Here is a 16356-nt window from a genome sequence, read left to right on the forward strand (position 1 = left end):
AACAAATGGCTACACAAAAAACAAGTCGAATTGAGGCGGTTGATATTCTAAGAGGTATCACTATCGCAGGGATGATTTTAGTAAATAATCCGGGTGGACAGCCTGTCTACACGCCTTTGGAACATGCTGAATGGTTTGGATTGACACCAACCGATTTGGTTTTTCCATTCTTTATGTTTATCATGGGCATCACAACCTATCTCTCCTTACGCAAATATGATTTCGAATGGTCATGGCCTTGCGCAAAGAAAATCATCAAACGCGGCATGCTTCTCTATGTCATTGGTATTGCCATTAGCTGGCTGATGATGTTTTGTCGTGGCCTGTTTAATGAAGATTACGCTGCACTTCCATTCTTCTCCCATGTATTTGCAGCAGCCAATGTCTTTGACCATATCCGCTTGGTGGGTGTATTCCCGCGTTTAGCATTCTGCTATGTGTTTGCCTCCGTCGTGGCACTCAGTGTCAAGCACCGATTCATTCCATGGCTGATTGCAGCTGTTTTTATCGGTTATTTTGCGGTGTTATGTTTAGGAAATGGTTTTGCACACGATGCATCCAACATCTGTAATGTGATAGACGAGGCCATCTTAGGTCGTCAACATCTCTACAAATGGGATATTCCTGACCCCGAAGGACTATTGAGTTCATTGCCCGCTTTAGGCCATGTGCTGATTGGATTTTGCGTGGGACGCGTTGTGATGTCAGCAACTTCGCTCAATGATAAGATTGAAAAGCTCTTCATCTATGGTGCAGTGCTCACCATCTTGGGCTTTTTATTGAGTTATGGTTGCCCCATCAGTAAAAAACTTTGGACACCCACTTTTGCACTTGTCACTTGTGGATTGGCCTCAACAACTTTAGCCCTGTTGAGCTGGGTGATTGACAAACAAGGTGTCAAGAGCCACGCTATTAGCTTCTTTAGAGTGTTTGGTGTCAATCCTTTGGCACTCTATGTGTGGGCCGACTTGTTGCTCATTCCTCTTTCCATCGCCTCCATTCGTGGTGTAACCCTGCAGGGATGGCTCTTTACGGACGTGATGCAACCCTGCATAGGCACACAGAATGCCGCTTTGGTATGGGCATTGCTGTTTGTGGCTTTCACTTGGATTTGCGGTTATTATCTTTATAAGAAACATATATTTATTAAACTATGATATTATTAGCTGATAGTGGATCGACCAAAACCGATTGGTGCTTGGTGGATCATGGTAAGGTAGTGGCTACCGTAAAAACAGCCGGAACAAACCCTTTCTTCCAAACAACGGAGGAGATTGCAAATGAATTGGCAACGAATTTACTGCCATATCTGCCCACGAAGAATCTTGAAGAAATGTACTTTTATGGAGCGGGTTGCACCAAAGAAAAGAGTCCCATCGTGGCTGATGCACTACACCAACAACTCAACATTACTGGTGTTTGCGAAGTGTCGACAGACATGTTGGCTGCTGCACGTGGCTTATGTGGCCATCATCCAGGCATTGCCTGCATCTTAGGTACAGGCAGTAACTCGTGTGCATACGACGGAAAAGACATTGTAGCCAACGTTTCTCCGCTCGGCTTTATTTTAGGAGATGAAGGGAGCGGTGCCGTCTTGGGCAGAACATTAGTAGGTGATGTGCTTAAAAACCAATTGCCACAAGACATCATCGATGCATTCCATACCGAATACTCGCTGACCAATGCCGAATTTATTGACCGCGTATATCGTCAGAAATTTCCCAACCGCTTCTTAGCAAGTTTCGTGCCTTTCTTGTCAAAACACCTCGACAACCAAGCTGTCTTCGATTTAGTAGAAAGCAATTTCCGTCGTTTCTTAGTGCGGAATGTCAAACAATATGCGGGCTGGGAACAACTGCCTATTGGTTTTGTTGGCTCTATTGCACACTATTTCCAAGCACCATTGACAAAGGCTTTGCAAGCGGAGCAGATGACGATGGGCAAGATTATCCAAGCGCCGATGGAAGGACTTATTGCATACCACACAACAAATGAGTAATCGATATGGCATTCGTTAAAATATCAGAACAACCCTCTCTCTACGACCATTTAGAGGAAAAGAGCATTCATGAGTTGTTGGTTGACATCAACCAAGAGGATCAAAAGGTTGCGTTGGCGGTGGAAAAGGCCATTCCCCAGATAGAAAAATTAGTAGAAGCCGTGGTTCCGAGAATGCAAAAAGGTGGACGACTCTTTTATATGGGTGCAGGAACAAGCGGCCGTTTAGGTGTGCTTGATGCTTCAGAAATACCTCCAACTTTTGGTGTTCCGCCCACCCATATTATTGGTTTGATTGCAGGTGGAGACACCGCTTTGCGCAATGCAGTTGAAAATGCAGAAGACGATGAATATCGTGGATGGGAGGAATTAGAGGCCTTCCACATTGGAAAGCTCGACACAGTGGTAGGTATCGCAGCGTCGGGCACCACGCCCTATGTCGTAGGAGCATTGAAACAGGCTCGTCAACATGGTATGCTCACGGGCTGTATCACCAGCAACCCCGACTCGCCCATGGCCGAAGCGTGTGATATTCCTATCGAAATGATTGTCGGTCCCGAGTTTGTTACGGGTAGTTCGCGCATGAAATCGGGAACCGGACAAAAACTCATTCTCAACATGATTTCCACCAGTATCATGATTAAGTTGGGACGTGTGAAAGGCAATCGAATGGTGAACATGCAACTGACCAACAAAAAACTCATCGACAGAGGCACACGTATGCTCGTTGATGAATTAGGCCTTGACTACGACCATGCAAAACGATTGCTTCTCATGTATGGCTCAGTGAAAAAAGCGATGGAGCAAGTGCGCCACGAAAATCAGGCATAGCGTTTTATTCTTAAACGAGCTTGAGACAAGAACGTTTTCTAAAAAGTTGGTCATCCCGCTATTATTTTGCAATGCTATAGTTGGAATCAATGATTTACAAAACACCTATTCGCTCAGCCCTCAGCCTTTCGCCCAGCTCTTTTTGTTCTATTAAAAAGGTTTTATTGCTTGCAGTAACGCTGCAAGTAACATTCCTTAAGATTTAGTGCTTGCAGTAACGCTGCAAGTAACATCCCTTAAGATTTAACGCTTGCAGTAATGCTGCAAGCAACACTCCTTAAGATTTAGTGCTTGCAGTAACGCTGCAAGTAACATTTCTTAAGGTTTAATGCTTGCAGTAACGCTGCGAGCATTATTTTTTATGGTTTGACGCTTGCAGTAACGCTGCGAGCATTATTTTTTATGTTTTGACGCTTGCAGTAACGTTGCGAGCATTATTTTTTATGTTTTGACGCTTGCAGTAACGCTGCGAGCATTATTTTTTATGTTTTGGCGCTTGCAGTAACGCTGCGAGCGTTATTTTTTTATGGTTTGACGCTTGCAGTCCTACTGCGAGCATTATTAATGAAAGCGCCAACCGGCAAGTGAAATATTACGAATGATATTTGTTGGGAATAAGGTATAGGAGAAAGAAAAATATTGGATGTGTAAGGTCTCAGTAGGAATTTAGTGGGGATACACAAATAATGGCTCTGTAGAAATGTCATTAACAAACTTCTTTTCATACCATGTAATTATCTAAATATTCGATTTTATAACGATTTCAAACCACCCCGTTAGTTGATTGTTAGGATTCTGTAACTCGGTACGGATTTCTTTAATGGCAACCCACCTATAGCATTCTACTTCCGATTGGTTTATTACCAATTGTCAATCTGGAAGCATATTGCTATACCAAGGCAAAGATTACCCAACAGCTTATTTCTATAGTCATTTTTGCGTGTATCGTATGCTTTCAGTAGATAGAAATCATCACTTACCGAAGCCATGAGGGCTATCCTTGGAGTGATATGATACTTAAAGCCTGCACCGATAGAAAAGAACAAATTGAAATCCGATTGCTCGTCAGCTAACGAATATTTCAAGTTTGTGTCTGTGCTTTTCTTACGAATCATCCCGAAGCTACCTAAACGCAGATTAATAAAAGGTGAACACCTCTTGTCAAATAGAAAAAAATGTGTACTCACATAAACGGGTATCGTTGATAGGCGATATTGCTTGTGATAGCTATATCCAACACCAGCACCTATTGTTAGGTTCTCATTCAGGAACTTCTCGTGCATATAGTTGAGGGAGCTACACTGGATTTCGTAATCGCAAAGTCCAAAACCGCTTGTCAGGCTGACAACATTCAGACATCCGTTACCGGGAGTATAGGATGACTGAGCTTGTGATACCGCCGGAACTGCTAACAGTGCTATAAGCACCGACTTAAAAAAACTTTTTATAATTGTTGCCACACATACATCCATTATATAACTATCAGGGTGATGTCCCGACGTTTCTATTTACAAAGATACCTATTTAAAGTTAACACTATTATAATTTTCGTTGTAATTAAACGATATTAACACAACAAAGTAAAGACCTCAAGATTCTGATTCATATATCATCGCTGTGATATGAATAGTATTGTTTGGAGTGAGAATACCAGTATTATTTGAGTGATATTATCACATAACCACTTTCTTTATACAAAAGGACAATATAATCTTTACTCTTTAGAAAGTTGGGAATAAGGTATAGGAGAAAGAAAATATTTGCTGTTTCGTTTTGAGGTTTAGGAGATTTTCTCTAATTTCGCAACCTAAGATGAGAAAAAATATGATATCATTTGAAAGCGACTACAACAATGGTGCCCATCCATTAGTGCTGAAACGGCTCATAGATACAAACAAGACAAAGACTCTTTCGTATGGGTATGATGAATATAGCGATGCTGCCAAAGAGAAAATCAAGGTTGCTTGTGAGAATCCTGATGCACAAATATGGTTCCTTGTAGGTGGTACGCAGACCAATGCTACAGTCATTGACTCTATTCTGCATACTTATGAAGGAGTGATAGCAGTGGATAGTGGTCACATTGCAACGCATGAGGCTGGTGCAATAGAGTTCACGGGGCATAAGGTTATCACGCTTCCTGGTAAGGAAGGGAAGATGGAAGCAAAGACATTAGACGAGTTCATGGATGATTTTCTGCATGATGATAATGCTGCACACTCCGTCTATCCAGGTATGGTTTACATCACTATGCCAACAGAGTATGGCACGCTTTACAGCGCGAAGGACTTGAATGATATCTATCAGGTCTGTCAAAAATATCATATAGTACTCTATGTTGATGGTGCCCGACTTGGTTACGGGCTGACAGCTCCTACGAGTGACATCACGCTTCCTTACCTTTCACGCCATTGTGACGTCTTTTATATTGGTGGAACAAAGGAGGGAGCGCTCTGTGGAGAGGCAGTTGTCTTCACACATAACAATGCTCACGAGCACTTTTTCAATATTGTTAAGCAGCACGGAGCGCTCATGGCGAAAAGTAGACTGATTGGTTGTCAGTTTGAAGCACTCTTTACTGACGACCTTTACTTCACTGTTTCGCGTCATGCCAACAAGATGGCAGAGCGCATGAAACAGCTTTTTAAGCGTAAAGGATATGAGTTTTATATTGATTCCCCAACCAATCAGCAGTTCATTATCCTGCCGAATGATGAGGTAAATCGCCTTGCAAAAGAAGTGATTTTCACCCATTGGGGAAAATATGATGAGCATCACACAATCTGTCGGTTTGTTACTTCGTGGGCAACGACAGAAGAAGAGCTGGCAGAATTGGATAGATTATTAGGTTAAACATCAACTTCGTGGGATTATCTTTACATGGGCCTGTGTTAAAGAATCAAAGCGCTATAACGATTTTCATAGTAGAGTTATCCCAAGGTCGTATCATCATCGAAGACAAAAGAGAAGAGAACTGCAGCTTTATGTCGCAGTTCTCTTCTCATTATATGTGCCATCTAATTGCACACTTTGCGTATATTCGCGCAGCAATTAGAGGTTAGGATTCATTGCTTTCCACTGATCAACAGCAGGAACGATGCCCAATTCTACGATTTCATCGCGCATTTTGCAAAGATGCTCATAAGACTTTTGCAAGCCTGCCATCTCTTCTTCTGTACCTGTTGGTGCAACAAAATGAACGCCAGTCTTATCAATTGTAGTTGGCATAGCCATCATAACATTCTTGAAGCCTAACTTATCGTTATTTACATAGCAACCTGCTGGCAATGTGAATTCCTTACCGCCCATTGCTGCTTCAATCATTTTTACTGCGTTGTAAGCAGGACTCTGGAATGAGCTGCGACCACGAAGTTTGATAATGTTCGAACCTCCTTGCACTGTGTGGTGCTTGATTTCTTCCCAACGCTCAGCAGAAAGATTCATATCACTCAACGGCTTGCCATCGACTTTCACTTGAGAAGCGAACACAGCCATCTGCTCGCCATGCCCACCATAGGTGTGTGCACCAGTTACTTTGTCTTGCTGTACACCAAACTCTTCGGCTAAAGCCTGCTGCAAACGGGTTGAATCCAAAGCAGCTAACGAGGTGAGTTGGTTGGGTTTCAAACCTGAATGAATCAAAGTTGTTAAGGCTGTTACATCAGCAGGATTGAAGATTACGACTACATGCTCTACATTAGGACAATATTTTTTAATATTATCGCCAAACTCAGCCGCAATCTTGCAGTTGCCCTTCAGCAGGTCTTCACGTGTCATACCCTCCTTACGAGGCGCACCACCTGAAGAAATAATGTACTTAGCACCCGTGAAAGCTTTCTCAGGGTCAGTTGTATAACTGAGCTTAGCACCTGGGAATGCGCATTGTGCCATTTCATCATACACGCCATGCACACCTGGTTCGAAGATGTCATAAAGACAAATGTTAGGTGTAAGACCGAGCATTAAAGCACTCTGTACCATGTTTGAGCCAATCATTCCACCAGCTCCTACGATGACAAGTTTGTCGTTTGATAAATAATTCATAATTTAATTTGATATTTATTGAGATAAAATTTTATCCTTTTGCTTGTCGCAAAGTTAATAAAAAAATGATGATTGATGTTGTTTCTTATGGGTTTATTTGTTGTTAATTCTTAAAAGCCATACCTTTGCAAAGTAGAATTAGCAAAATAGAATAGGGTTATGACAATAGCAGAACGATTACAGGCATTGCGCGAAGTGATGCAACAAGAACATCTCGGTGCATTTATCTTTCCCAGCACCGATGCGCACCAAAGTGAATATGTGGCCGATTTTTGGAAAGGGCGGCAATGGATCTCAGGTTTCACGGGCTCTGCAGGCACCATTGTAGTGACGCAAAATGCTGCAGCACTTTGGACAGATTCGCGTTATTTCATTGCTGCGGAAAAACAATTAGCAGGCACAGGCATTCAGCTTATGCGTCTACGTCAGCCCGAAACGCCAACGATGACGGCATGGATAGCCACACAATGTCAGCCGGGAAGTGAAATTGGTATTGACGGAACGGTGTGGAGTTATGCTGACACCGAGCAGCTCATAGCCGATTTACGTGCGGCTGGCGGCATGACCCTGCGCGTGAATTTCGACCCACTGCAGCGCATTTGGAAAGACCGTCCTGCACTGCCTAATGCTCCCATCGTGTGTCAACCTCTACAATATGCGGGTGAGACTACGGCCTCAAAACTGCAACGAATACGAGAGAAGTTAGCAGAGCTGCATTGCGACGGCATGCTCATCTCGACCTTAGACGACATTGCTTGGACGTTGAATCTCCGCGGAACAGATGTGCACTGTACCCCTGTTTTTGTAGCTTACTTGCTACTCGAAAATGAAAAGACCACACTCTTTGTGGCGGATTCGAAACTAAGTCCTGAAGTACGTGCCTACCTTGAGAGCGAACATATCGCTGTGAAACCTTATGATGCTATTGCAAGCTATCTCAAGAAAGATTATTTCGCCTATAACCTGCTACTCGACCCACACGAAACCAATAGTTATCTTGTTGCTTGCGCCAAGCCGAATGTGGCACAAATTGTTTTTCGTTCCTCCCCTATTCCACGAATGAAAGCGATTAAAAATGCGGCCGAAATAGCCGGCTTTCACGAAGCGATGCGCAAAGATGGTGTGGCGATGGTGAAGTTTTTGAAATGGGTCGACGAAAATGTTGCCCGAGAAGCACTCACAGAACTTTCACTCAGCCAAAAGCTTCACGAGCTACGTGCAGCACAACCGCTGTTTAAAGATATCTCATTTGACTCGGTCGTAGCCTACGAAGCGCATGGAGCCATCGTGCACTACACGCCTACAGCCACAAGCAACGCGCGCATAATGCCCCATGGATTTGTGCTGATTGACAGCGGTGCGCAATATCAAGATGGGACGACCGACATCACTCGCACCATCGCCCTTGGCCCTATCTCCGACGAGCAGACACGTATTTACACCCTCGTATTAAAGGCCCATATTCAACTTGCACTTGCTGTATTCCCTCAATACGCCTGCGGTACGCAAATTGATGCTTTAGCACGCGAACCACTTTGGCGTGCAGGCTACAATTTCCTTCACGGCACAGGGCACGGCGTAGGGGCCTACCTCTCCGTACATGAAGGACCACAGCAAGTGCGAATGGAATATAATGCCACACCTTTAGAAGCAGGTATGACCATCACGAACGAGCCAGGTATCTATGTAGAAAATGCCTTTGGTGTGCGCATTGAGAACACGATGCTCATCGAACAACACAGCCAAACGCCTTTCGGCACATTCCTTTGCCTCAAACCCCTCACATTATGCCCCATTGACCCGCGCCCCATTTGCACACAATTACTCACCAACGAGGAACTGCAATGGATCAATGATTATCATCAACACGTTTACAAAGCCCTCTCTCCTACTCTCAACGATGATGAACAAGAATGGTTAGCCAAAGCAACAGCGCCCATTTCGGTTTGCTAAATTTTTAAAAATAGTACTGCACATCGGTCTTGCCTGATGAATTTTCCGTAATTTTGCAGGCGCAATAAAAAGAAGCGTTCAAGTGAAACGTATATTCCACCCTCATATTACACCTGTAGCTAAAGCTGCATTGGTGCTGTTTGTGTTGCTGGCAGTCTATTATTTCTGGACACGGCAGCCTCTCTTTGGACTCATAGCGACACTCGTTGCGGTGCTCGCCACAGACCGTGCGCTCCATACAACTTACGTCTTTGCGCAAAACAGCTCAGGTGTAGAGGAACTTATCATAACCCATGGTCGCCTTTCACGCAGCCGCATCATCCGTGTTTCGGACATCGTGAGAATAACACCTATGCGCACAGCCTTCGGTCTTAGCCGTTATCTGCTGCTACATTATGGCACCCACCATCTGCAAAGCGTGCAGCCCGATGATGTGGAAGGGTTTATCCAAGAATTAAAGAAGCGACAATGAAACGCATAACCTATCTCCTTCTACTCTTTCTTTTTGCCCACATCCCTACCTTTGCTCAGGTAGACAACGATTCGATTGAAGAAGACGACATCATTCAGCACGCCGACTCGGCACTGCTCAACATGCTCGTCCCCGACTCTATCGTGCGCCCTTGGCCCGAAAGTGTGCAGCATCAGTTGCAACAGCTCATGCAAAGTGACATGTTACAAACCTCGCAGGTGGGACTGATGGTTTACGACCTCACGGCCGACAGTGCACTCTTTGCTTACAATGAGCGCCAACTCATGCGCCCTGCCAGCACCATGAAACTACTTACAGCCATTACAGCCATCGACCATTTGGGAGGTGACTACCAGTTTAAAACAGAGTTGTGCTACACTGGGAAGATTGAGAATCGAAAGTTAACGGGCGACATTTATTGTGTGGGAGGGTTCGACCCACGGTTCAACACCGACGATTTGCATGCTTTTGTCGAGGCCATTCAGAAAATGGGCATCGACACCATTGAGGGGCACCTCTACGCAGACAAAAGCATGAAAGAAGCGAAAGACTTTGGTGAGGGCTGGTGCTGGGACGATAAAAATCCAGTGCTCTCGCCTTTACTAATTAGTGGTAAAGACACGTTTATGAGTCGTTTTCTCAATGCACTCATGGCAGCTAACATTGTTGTCGATGCACCTATTGACGAGAAAACAAAACCAAACGATTCCTATTGTATTGTGAATCGTTTCCACACGATGGACCAAATTCTCATGCGCATGCTCAAAGATAGCAACAATCTCTACGCCGAGTCCATGTACTATCAATTAGCGGCAGCTACAGGAAGTCGCCCCGCCACAGCCAAGCATGCACGCGAAGCAGAAAGAGTGCTCTTGCGCAAGGTGGGGCTTAACCCGGCGAACTATAGATTGGCCGATGGCTCGGGACTCTCGCTCTATAACTATCTGTCGGCCGAAGCCGAAGTGAAGCTGCTGCGCTACGCCTATCAAAACGAGAACATTTTCCACCACCTCTATCAAGCCTTACCCATTGCTGGTGTCGACGGCACACTGAAGAAACGCATGCGCAGCACCTTTACGCGCAACAACGTAAGGGCAAAGACCGGCACACTAACGGGCATTAGCAGTTTGGCAGGCTATTGCAAGGCGGCCAATGGACATTGGCTCTCTTTCGCCATCATTAATCAAGGTGTGATGCATGCACGCAACGCCAAAAACTTCCAGAACCGCGTGTGCACCATTCTCTGCGCCCCTAATTGATGTTCTGGGGAATTTCATCAATGGTTTTCACGATGGAATCGCCCGTAGTCAGATGGAAGAAGCCCACGCGAATGACATGCCCAAAGTCGGCATTGCCACGCACACGCAGATGCACAGCTTTCCCCAACAACAGCGTGTCGCGCCGAGACGGATAGGACACTAATTGCAAAAGATGCTTTGTGCTGCCATCGCCCACATAGAAAATATCGGCACTATCATGTGCGACGGCGACCCCAGAATCGCATGGAACGACTTTCTTTTTCGCGGCAACAACCGGTTCAAACACTTGTGCCGCAACCGTATCGCCCAACGGTTCCTCTTTTACAAAGCGACACGACACTGCTGAGCACATCAGCAAGAGAAATCCGGTAAAACCTATTAATAATCTTTTCATATCTGTTCAATTCATTTCTTTGCGCGAAACTCTTTCTCGGCCAGCACAATAAGAATATCGCCATAGGTGATGTGCTCGGGACAATGCTCTTTGAGCACCTTGCGCTCCGTCGATGTGCCCAAACGTTCAATAACAGGATTGACACAATCGTAACGTTCCTGCCCGATGATTGCAACTGCCGACAACTCACCCTGCGCCACATAACGAGCTAGATGGCCCTCAATGGTCGAAACCGTAAGGCTGCGCTCCACGGCAATATCGCCAATGGTCTTTCCTTCCTCAAACAACTGTCGCGTTATTTCGCGCGTATTCACTTTTGCGGGCTTCTCCGCTTTCGGCTTTTCAGTCGTGCGTTGCCGCCGCCTCTTGGTTGGCTCGGGAGAGGATTCCACCTCGTCAATCGCCTCCAAGAAACACTTTTGACGCAACTTTAAATAGCTTTCCACCTGGAATCCGGCTTTGAGAATAGCCGTCAACAAATAATATTTGCTTAGGTAAGCCACACGCAGTTCGGCATAAGTCGTCTGCAAACGCTCCACCCCCTGCTTATTTCCCACTTTTGCCTCTTTCGTCTGTGCCAAAAGCGGACGCAAATAAGTATTGAGCTGCGCGACGAAGTAGCCGACACTTTTCTGCATGCGCTCTATAAACGCCTCGTCTTGCAAGGCTTCGAAAGACTGTTGCGCGATAAATTTCAGCCACTTCGCAGCCACATCAGCCACCTGCGTTTGCATGCTTTGCAACGTGGCTTTGTGCAGCATTTGCAGTTTTGGATAGGCATGCAACCATTCGATAGCCGCCCGATTGAGCGCTTCCTCGGCCTGCATGATATCACGGAAATTAAATAGCTCCAACAGCTGCTGCCGATAATAATCTTGCTTCAGATAAGGCAACTTCACAATGCTTTCTTCGGCCGCATGCTCTTGCTGTTCGATATAAGCATCCACCCGATGGTCATTCATGATGGCATGGGCGTGCAAGGGCGAAGCCAATACCAGCCCTTCGAGCGTCTTGCAGCGACTGAGCGCCACATAAACCTGTCCCGAAGCAAACGAAGCGCCCACATCAATAATGGCATGTTCGAAAGTGAGTCCCTGACTCTTATGAATGGTGATGGCCCAAGCCAAGCGCAGCGGATATTGCGTAAAAGCACCTTGCACCTCGGGTTCAATCTCCTTGGTTTTCTCATTAATCACATACCGCGTGTTCTCCCACACTTGCCGTTCCACCGAAATATCGAATTCGTCGCCCTCGCAATGCACCATGATGCAATCATCATCAATCGCCTTCACCCGACCAATGCGCCCATTATAATATTGATGAGCCGGAGAAGCGTCGTTGCGCACAAACATCACTTGCGCACCTTTCTTCAACACCAAGTGCTCGCTCGTGGGATAACTATACTCCGGGAACGTGCCCCTTATCTCGGCTGCAAAGCAAAATGCGGGTTCTTCTATGGCCGCCAACTGTTGCTCATTATAATGGTCGGCCATGACATTGTGCGTCGTCAACCGAATATAGCCCGCTTCCTTCGGCGGAACAAAGTCGGGCTGATAGCGTGCGTTCAATGCCGCAAGATCATCAGCTGTGGTCTCGCCATTACGCACATGATTCAAAATTCGCAGGAAGATTTCGTTTTGCTGCCGATAAACCTTCTTCAACTCAATCGTCACATAAGAAACCTTAGCCAAAGCATGGCTATCGAAGAAGTAGGGCGTGGCGTAATGCCGATTCAGCAGCATGGCGTCTTCGTCGGTCACCACGGGCGTGAGCTGCTGCAAGTCGCCTATCATCAGCAACTGCACGCCACCAAAAGGTTGCAACGGATTTCGAAACCTTCGCAGCACGGCATCAATGGCATCTAACAAATCGCTGCGCACCATACTGATTTCATCAATGATAAGCAGGTCGAGCGTCTTGAGGATGTTGCGTTTGATGGCCGAAAATGCAAATTTCTCCTTGTAGGTCATGTGGGGCACATAAGGCGAGAACGGCAACTGAAAGAACGAATGGATGGTCACTCCGCGCGCGTTGACAGCCGCTACGCCCGTTGGCGCCACAATGACAAAACGCTTCTGTGTCTCAGCTACAAACTGCCGCAAGAAGGTGGTTTTGCCCGTACCGGCCTTGCCCGTGAGAAAGACACTCGTGCCCGTGTGTTCCACAAAATCCCACGCATAGTTCAATTCCTTATTTTCCTTTTCCACGCTTGTGCTGCTTTAAAGATGAAACAAAATGCCTTGATAAAGCTCTACAAAGTTAAAGGTTTTATTTCAGAAATCGTTAACTTTGCAGCGGTATGGAGCAGAGTAACAACATTTTCACCCCCACTTTATTAACATGGTTTGCACAGAATGCCCGCGATTTGCCTTGGCGACACACCCAAGACCCCTACGCCATTTGGCTGAGCGAAATCATCTTGCAACAAACACGCATCGCACAAGGGACAGCCTATTGGCAGCGCTTCATGCAGCGTTGGCCCACAGTGAACGACCTCGCCCACGCCAGCGAAGACGAGGTGCTGCGCGCGTGGCAGGGCTTAGGCTATTATTCGCGTGCGCGGAACTTGCATCATGCCGCCCAACAAATCGTTCAACAAGGCACATTCCCCAATAACTATGCCGACCTGCGCAGGCTGAAAGGCGTGGGCGACTATACGGCGGCGGCCATCGCCAGCATGGCCTTTCATCAACCCCATGCTGCCGTCGACGGCAACTTCTATCGTGTTTTCGCCCGCTATTTCGGCCTCAGCCAGCCCATCAACACCCCTCAAGGCAAGCAACTGTTTGCCACGATGGCACAGCACTATCTGCCGCCCCGTCAGGCTTCGGCCTATAACCAAGCCATCATGGATTTCGGAGCCACGGTGTGCACACCCAAAGCACCCTCCTGCTCCGCCTGCCCACTGCAAGAGACCTGCGCGGCCTTTCGCGAAGACCGCATCGACCGGTTGCCCGTGAAATTGCGCACGCTCAAAGTGAAACAGCGCCAAATGGATTGCTTTTATGTGCATTATCATGGTCGGATAGCACTCCACAAGCGCGCTGCCGGCGACATTTGGCAAGGTCTGTGGACAGTTCCCGAGGCCGACCACCTCTCCGCCTCACTTCGCCAACAAGCCACGCTGCTGAAATCGAATGTAAAACACGTGCTCACACATCGCGTCATCCACGCCAACTTCTATCAGCTTGAATGCCATGAGCGCCCCTCCCTCCCCACTGATTTCATTTGGATTGACGAAGCCGACATCGACCACTACGCCATTCCCCGCCTCATGGAAATGCTCCTCGACTGCTTGGCTTAGTCCCTAACAAACAGAAACATCATCGGCGAGCACCTCGCCGGCATACATTTCTCGTTTTGTCCGTCGGCGAGCACCTCGCCGGCAACCTTCTCTCGTTTTAGTCCGTCGGCGAGCACCTCGCCGGCAACCTTCTCTCGTTTTAGTCCATCGGCGAGCACCTCGCCGGCAACCTTTTTTCATTTTAGTCCGTCGGCGAGCACCTCGCCGGCAACCTTTTCTCGTTTTGTCCATCGGCGAGCACCTCGCCGGCAACCTTCTCTCGTTTTAGTCCATCGGCGAGCACCTCGCCGGCAACCTTTTTTCATTTTAGTCCATCGGCGAGCACCTCGCCGGCAACCTTTTCTCGTTTTGTCCATCGGCGAGCACCTCGCCGGCAACCTTTTCTCGTTTTAGTCCGTCGGCGAGCACCTCGCCGGCAACCTTCTCTCATTTTAGTCCGTCGGCGAGCACCTCGCCGGCAACCTTCTCTCGTTTTGTCCATCGGCGAGCACCTCGCCGGCAACCTTTTCTCGTTTTGTCCATCGGCGAGCACCTCGCCGGCATACATTTCTTATGTTTGTCCATCGGCGAACTATTCGCCGGCAACCTTGGGGCACGGAGCCATAGGAGAAATGGTAGGGGCGGTGCCTGTGTGCCCGCCCGAACGTCCGCGCAGCGGCGTTTCCATCCGCAAAGGGCACGTCCCCACCTGCAAAGGAGCCGTTTCCATGCGTAAAAATATTTGTGCATTGCGCATGATGCACACCTGCTATCGATGGATGCGCCCTTGCAGGGCGACGCGGTCGGGCACACAGGCACCGCCCCTACCAACCTCCATCAAACCCCTCTGCCACGCAACCTTCCTCGTTTTTGGCCGTCGGCAAACTATTCTCTGGCAATCTTATGATACGAACCACATGAGAAATGGTAGGGGCGGCGCCTGTGTGCCCGCCCGAACGTCCGCGCAGCGGCGTTTCCATCCGCAAATGGCGCGTCCCTATCCGCAAAGAAGGCATTTCTATCCGCAAAAGACACATCCACATCCGCAAAAACAGCGTTTCCATTCATAAACGATGCATGCTCACACCAAAACATGTTTGTGCATTTGCCAATGAATGCGCCCTCATGGGGCGACACGGGCGGGCACACAGGCACCGCCCCTACCAACCTCCATCAAACCCTTCTACCACGCAATCTTCCTTGTTTTTGCCCACCGGCATAGGTTCTTCCGACAATCTTATGACACGAACCATACGAGAAATGGTAGGGGCGGCGCCTGTGTGCCCGCCCGAACGTCCGCGCAGCGGCGTTTCCATCCGCAAAGGGCACATCCTCACCCGCAAAAGAGGCGTTTCCATCTGCAAATGGCGCGTCCCTATCCGCAAAAGAGGCGTTTCCATCTGCCATCACCACCTTATATAATAGGTCGACGTGGCGTCTACATCCCCCTCCACCTTATTATATATATAAATCATGCACGCGCGCATTGTCCATCATGCGGCATCATGCGGCAATGCTGTGTTTGCCATGGTGTGATGCTTTTCAGCCGCGCCATTGCATGTGTTTCATGGCGTGACCGCCCCAGGCTGCCTCGCCAACGTGGCGGAAACCGAGGCGACGATAGAGCCGCTCGGCCGCAGGGTTGCCCGTGTCGACCAACAAGCCCACGGGTAATTGCAACGCGCACGCTTTGCGTTGCACGGTCTGCAGCAGCTGTGTGGCGATGCCGCGACCTTGATAGGCGGGCAGCACGGCCAAGCTATCCACATAGAATTCGCCTGCCTGCGTCTCGTCGGGCATGCAGGAATGGTCGCGCCCAAAAGCTCGCCGGGCGCCATCGATAAAGGCTTGGCGCAGGCTGTGGAGCCGACTGCCCTCGTAGGCCACGCAGCACCCCACGACCGTTTGCCGATGCAGCGCCACCCAGGTGTTGCGAAACGAATATTGCGTGTCGGGAAGGGCGACCAATGTGTGCATGAGCTGGCGGAAATCGTCGAGCGTCTGGCCCGAGCCAACGAACGACAGACAGCATTCGTCGGTCATGGCTTGCATGATGAGTTGTGCAATGACGGCTGCCTGCGAGGGCTGTGCACTGGCAATCGTAATTTGATTTTGTTGCATA

Annotated in this window: 18 protein-coding genes; 8 read left to right on the forward strand and 10 right to left on the reverse strand. The window is 47.9% G+C overall.

Annotated elements, in window-relative coordinates:
- The first annotated feature begins 5 nt into the window (after positions 1-5).
- Genes HMPREF9431_RS03885 through murQ form a run of 3 tightly spaced genes read left to right on the forward strand, consistent with a single transcriptional unit; the run spans position 6 to position 2829 of the window.
- Entirely contained in the window at positions 6-1157 is a 1152-nt protein-coding gene (locus tag HMPREF9431_RS03885; RefSeq protein ID WP_004379820.1) for an acyltransferase family protein, read from the forward strand.
- Positions 1154-1999, forward strand: coding sequence for a BadF/BadG/BcrA/BcrD ATPase family protein (locus HMPREF9431_RS03890; protein ID WP_004379821.1), 846 nt, complete (start codon positions 1154-1156; stop codon positions 1997-1999). Before HMPREF9431_RS03885 ends, HMPREF9431_RS03890 begins: the two co-directional genes overlap by 4 nt.
- Before the next feature lie 5 nt (positions 2000-2004).
- A complete protein-coding gene (gene murQ / locus HMPREF9431_RS03895) occupies positions 2005-2829 on the forward strand; it encodes an N-acetylmuramic acid 6-phosphate etherase (RefSeq protein WP_004379822.1) in 825 nt (274 codons plus the stop codon).
- A gap of 860 nt (positions 2830-3689) precedes the next feature.
- Here murQ and HMPREF9431_RS03900 read toward each other — a convergent pair.
- A complete protein-coding gene (locus tag HMPREF9431_RS03900) occupies positions 3690-4289 on the reverse strand; it encodes a hypothetical protein (RefSeq protein WP_155812929.1) in 600 nt (199 codons plus the stop codon).
- 364 nt (positions 4290-4653) lie between these two features.
- Between HMPREF9431_RS03900 and HMPREF9431_RS03905 the strand changes: the two genes are divergently transcribed.
- The gene (locus HMPREF9431_RS03905) at positions 4654-5682 is read left to right on the forward strand and encodes a threonine aldolase family protein (protein WP_004379824.1); all 1029 of its coding nucleotides are present in this window, start codon (positions 4654-4656) and stop codon (positions 5680-5682) included.
- Between the two features lie 198 nt (positions 5683-5880).
- Here HMPREF9431_RS03905 and HMPREF9431_RS03910 read toward each other — a convergent pair whose 3' ends face one another.
- On the reverse strand, positions 5881-6873 hold the full coding sequence (locus HMPREF9431_RS03910) for a malate dehydrogenase (protein ID WP_004379825.1): 993 nt from the start codon (positions 6871-6873) through the stop codon (positions 5881-5883).
- A 159-nt stretch (positions 6874-7032) separates the two neighbouring features.
- Between HMPREF9431_RS03910 and HMPREF9431_RS03915 the strand changes: the two genes are divergently transcribed.
- From HMPREF9431_RS03915 to dacB, 3 genes are all read left to right on the forward strand, one after another.
- A complete protein-coding gene (locus tag HMPREF9431_RS03915) occupies positions 7033-8826 on the forward strand; it encodes an aminopeptidase P family protein (RefSeq protein WP_004379826.1) in 1794 nt (597 codons plus the stop codon).
- A gap of 82 nt (positions 8827-8908) precedes the next feature.
- Positions 8909-9298 carry a PH domain-containing protein gene (locus HMPREF9431_RS03920; RefSeq protein ID WP_004379827.1) on the forward strand — a complete coding sequence of 130 codons (390 nt, stop codon included), beginning with the start codon at positions 8909-8911 and terminating at the stop codon, positions 9296-9298.
- Entirely contained in the window at positions 9295-10557 is a 1263-nt protein-coding gene (gene dacB / locus HMPREF9431_RS03925; protein ID WP_004379832.1) for a D-alanyl-D-alanine carboxypeptidase/D-alanyl-D-alanine endopeptidase, read from the forward strand. Before HMPREF9431_RS03920 ends, dacB begins: the two co-directional genes overlap by 4 nt.
- On the opposite strand, the gene HMPREF9431_RS03930 is transcribed toward dacB, so the two are convergent.
- Both HMPREF9431_RS03930 and HMPREF9431_RS03935 read right to left on the reverse strand, forming a co-directional pair.
- Positions 10550-10951, reverse strand: coding sequence for a hypothetical protein (locus HMPREF9431_RS03930; RefSeq protein WP_004379834.1), 402 nt, complete (start codon positions 10949-10951; stop codon positions 10550-10552). The genes dacB and HMPREF9431_RS03930 overlap by 8 nt on opposite strands.
- Before the next feature lie 11 nt (positions 10952-10962).
- Complete coding sequence (locus HMPREF9431_RS03935; protein WP_004379835.1) at positions 10963-13158, reverse strand: helix-turn-helix domain-containing protein; 2196 nt, start codon at positions 13156-13158, stop codon at positions 10963-10965.
- 92 nt (positions 13159-13250) lie between these two features.
- On the opposite strand from HMPREF9431_RS03935, the gene mutY reads away from it, so the two are divergent.
- On the forward strand, positions 13251-14255 hold the full coding sequence (mutY, locus tag HMPREF9431_RS03940) for an A/G-specific adenine glycosylase (protein WP_004379836.1): 1005 nt from the start codon (positions 13251-13253) through the stop codon (positions 14253-14255).
- Here mutY and HMPREF9431_RS12205 read toward each other — a convergent pair.
- From HMPREF9431_RS12205 to HMPREF9431_RS03945, 6 genes are all read right to left on the reverse strand, one after another.
- Complete coding sequence (locus tag HMPREF9431_RS12205; RefSeq protein ID WP_196794553.1) at positions 14252-14413, reverse strand: hypothetical protein; 162 nt, start codon at positions 14411-14413, stop codon at positions 14252-14254. The genes mutY and HMPREF9431_RS12205 overlap by 4 nt on opposite strands.
- A gap of 18 nt (positions 14414-14431) precedes the next feature.
- A complete protein-coding gene (locus tag HMPREF9431_RS13625) occupies positions 14432-14560 on the reverse strand; it encodes a hypothetical protein (protein WP_262502397.1) in 129 nt (42 codons plus the stop codon).
- On the reverse strand, positions 14557-14802 hold the full coding sequence (locus tag HMPREF9431_RS13175; protein ID WP_196794554.1) for a hypothetical protein: 246 nt from the start codon (positions 14800-14802) through the stop codon (positions 14557-14559). The genes HMPREF9431_RS13625 and HMPREF9431_RS13175 overlap by 4 nt, the downstream gene beginning before the upstream one ends.
- Before the next feature lie 256 nt (positions 14803-15058).
- Entirely contained in the window at positions 15059-15214 is a 156-nt protein-coding gene (locus HMPREF9431_RS12790; RefSeq protein ID WP_155812930.1) for a hypothetical protein, read from the reverse strand.
- Positions 15215-15394: 180 nt separating this feature from the next.
- Positions 15395-15550, reverse strand: coding sequence for a hypothetical protein (locus HMPREF9431_RS12795; RefSeq protein WP_155812931.1), 156 nt, complete (start codon positions 15548-15550; stop codon positions 15395-15397).
- Between the two features lie 226 nt (positions 15551-15776).
- Positions 15777-16355, reverse strand: coding sequence for a GNAT family N-acetyltransferase (locus HMPREF9431_RS03945; protein WP_004379838.1), 579 nt, complete (start codon positions 16353-16355; stop codon positions 15777-15779).
- Between the last annotated feature and the right edge of the window lies 1 nt (position 16356).

The organism is Segatella oulorum F0390 (assembly GCF_000224615.1).
Taxonomy (GTDB): domain Bacteria; phylum Bacteroidota; class Bacteroidia; order Bacteroidales; family Bacteroidaceae; genus Prevotella; species Prevotella oulorum.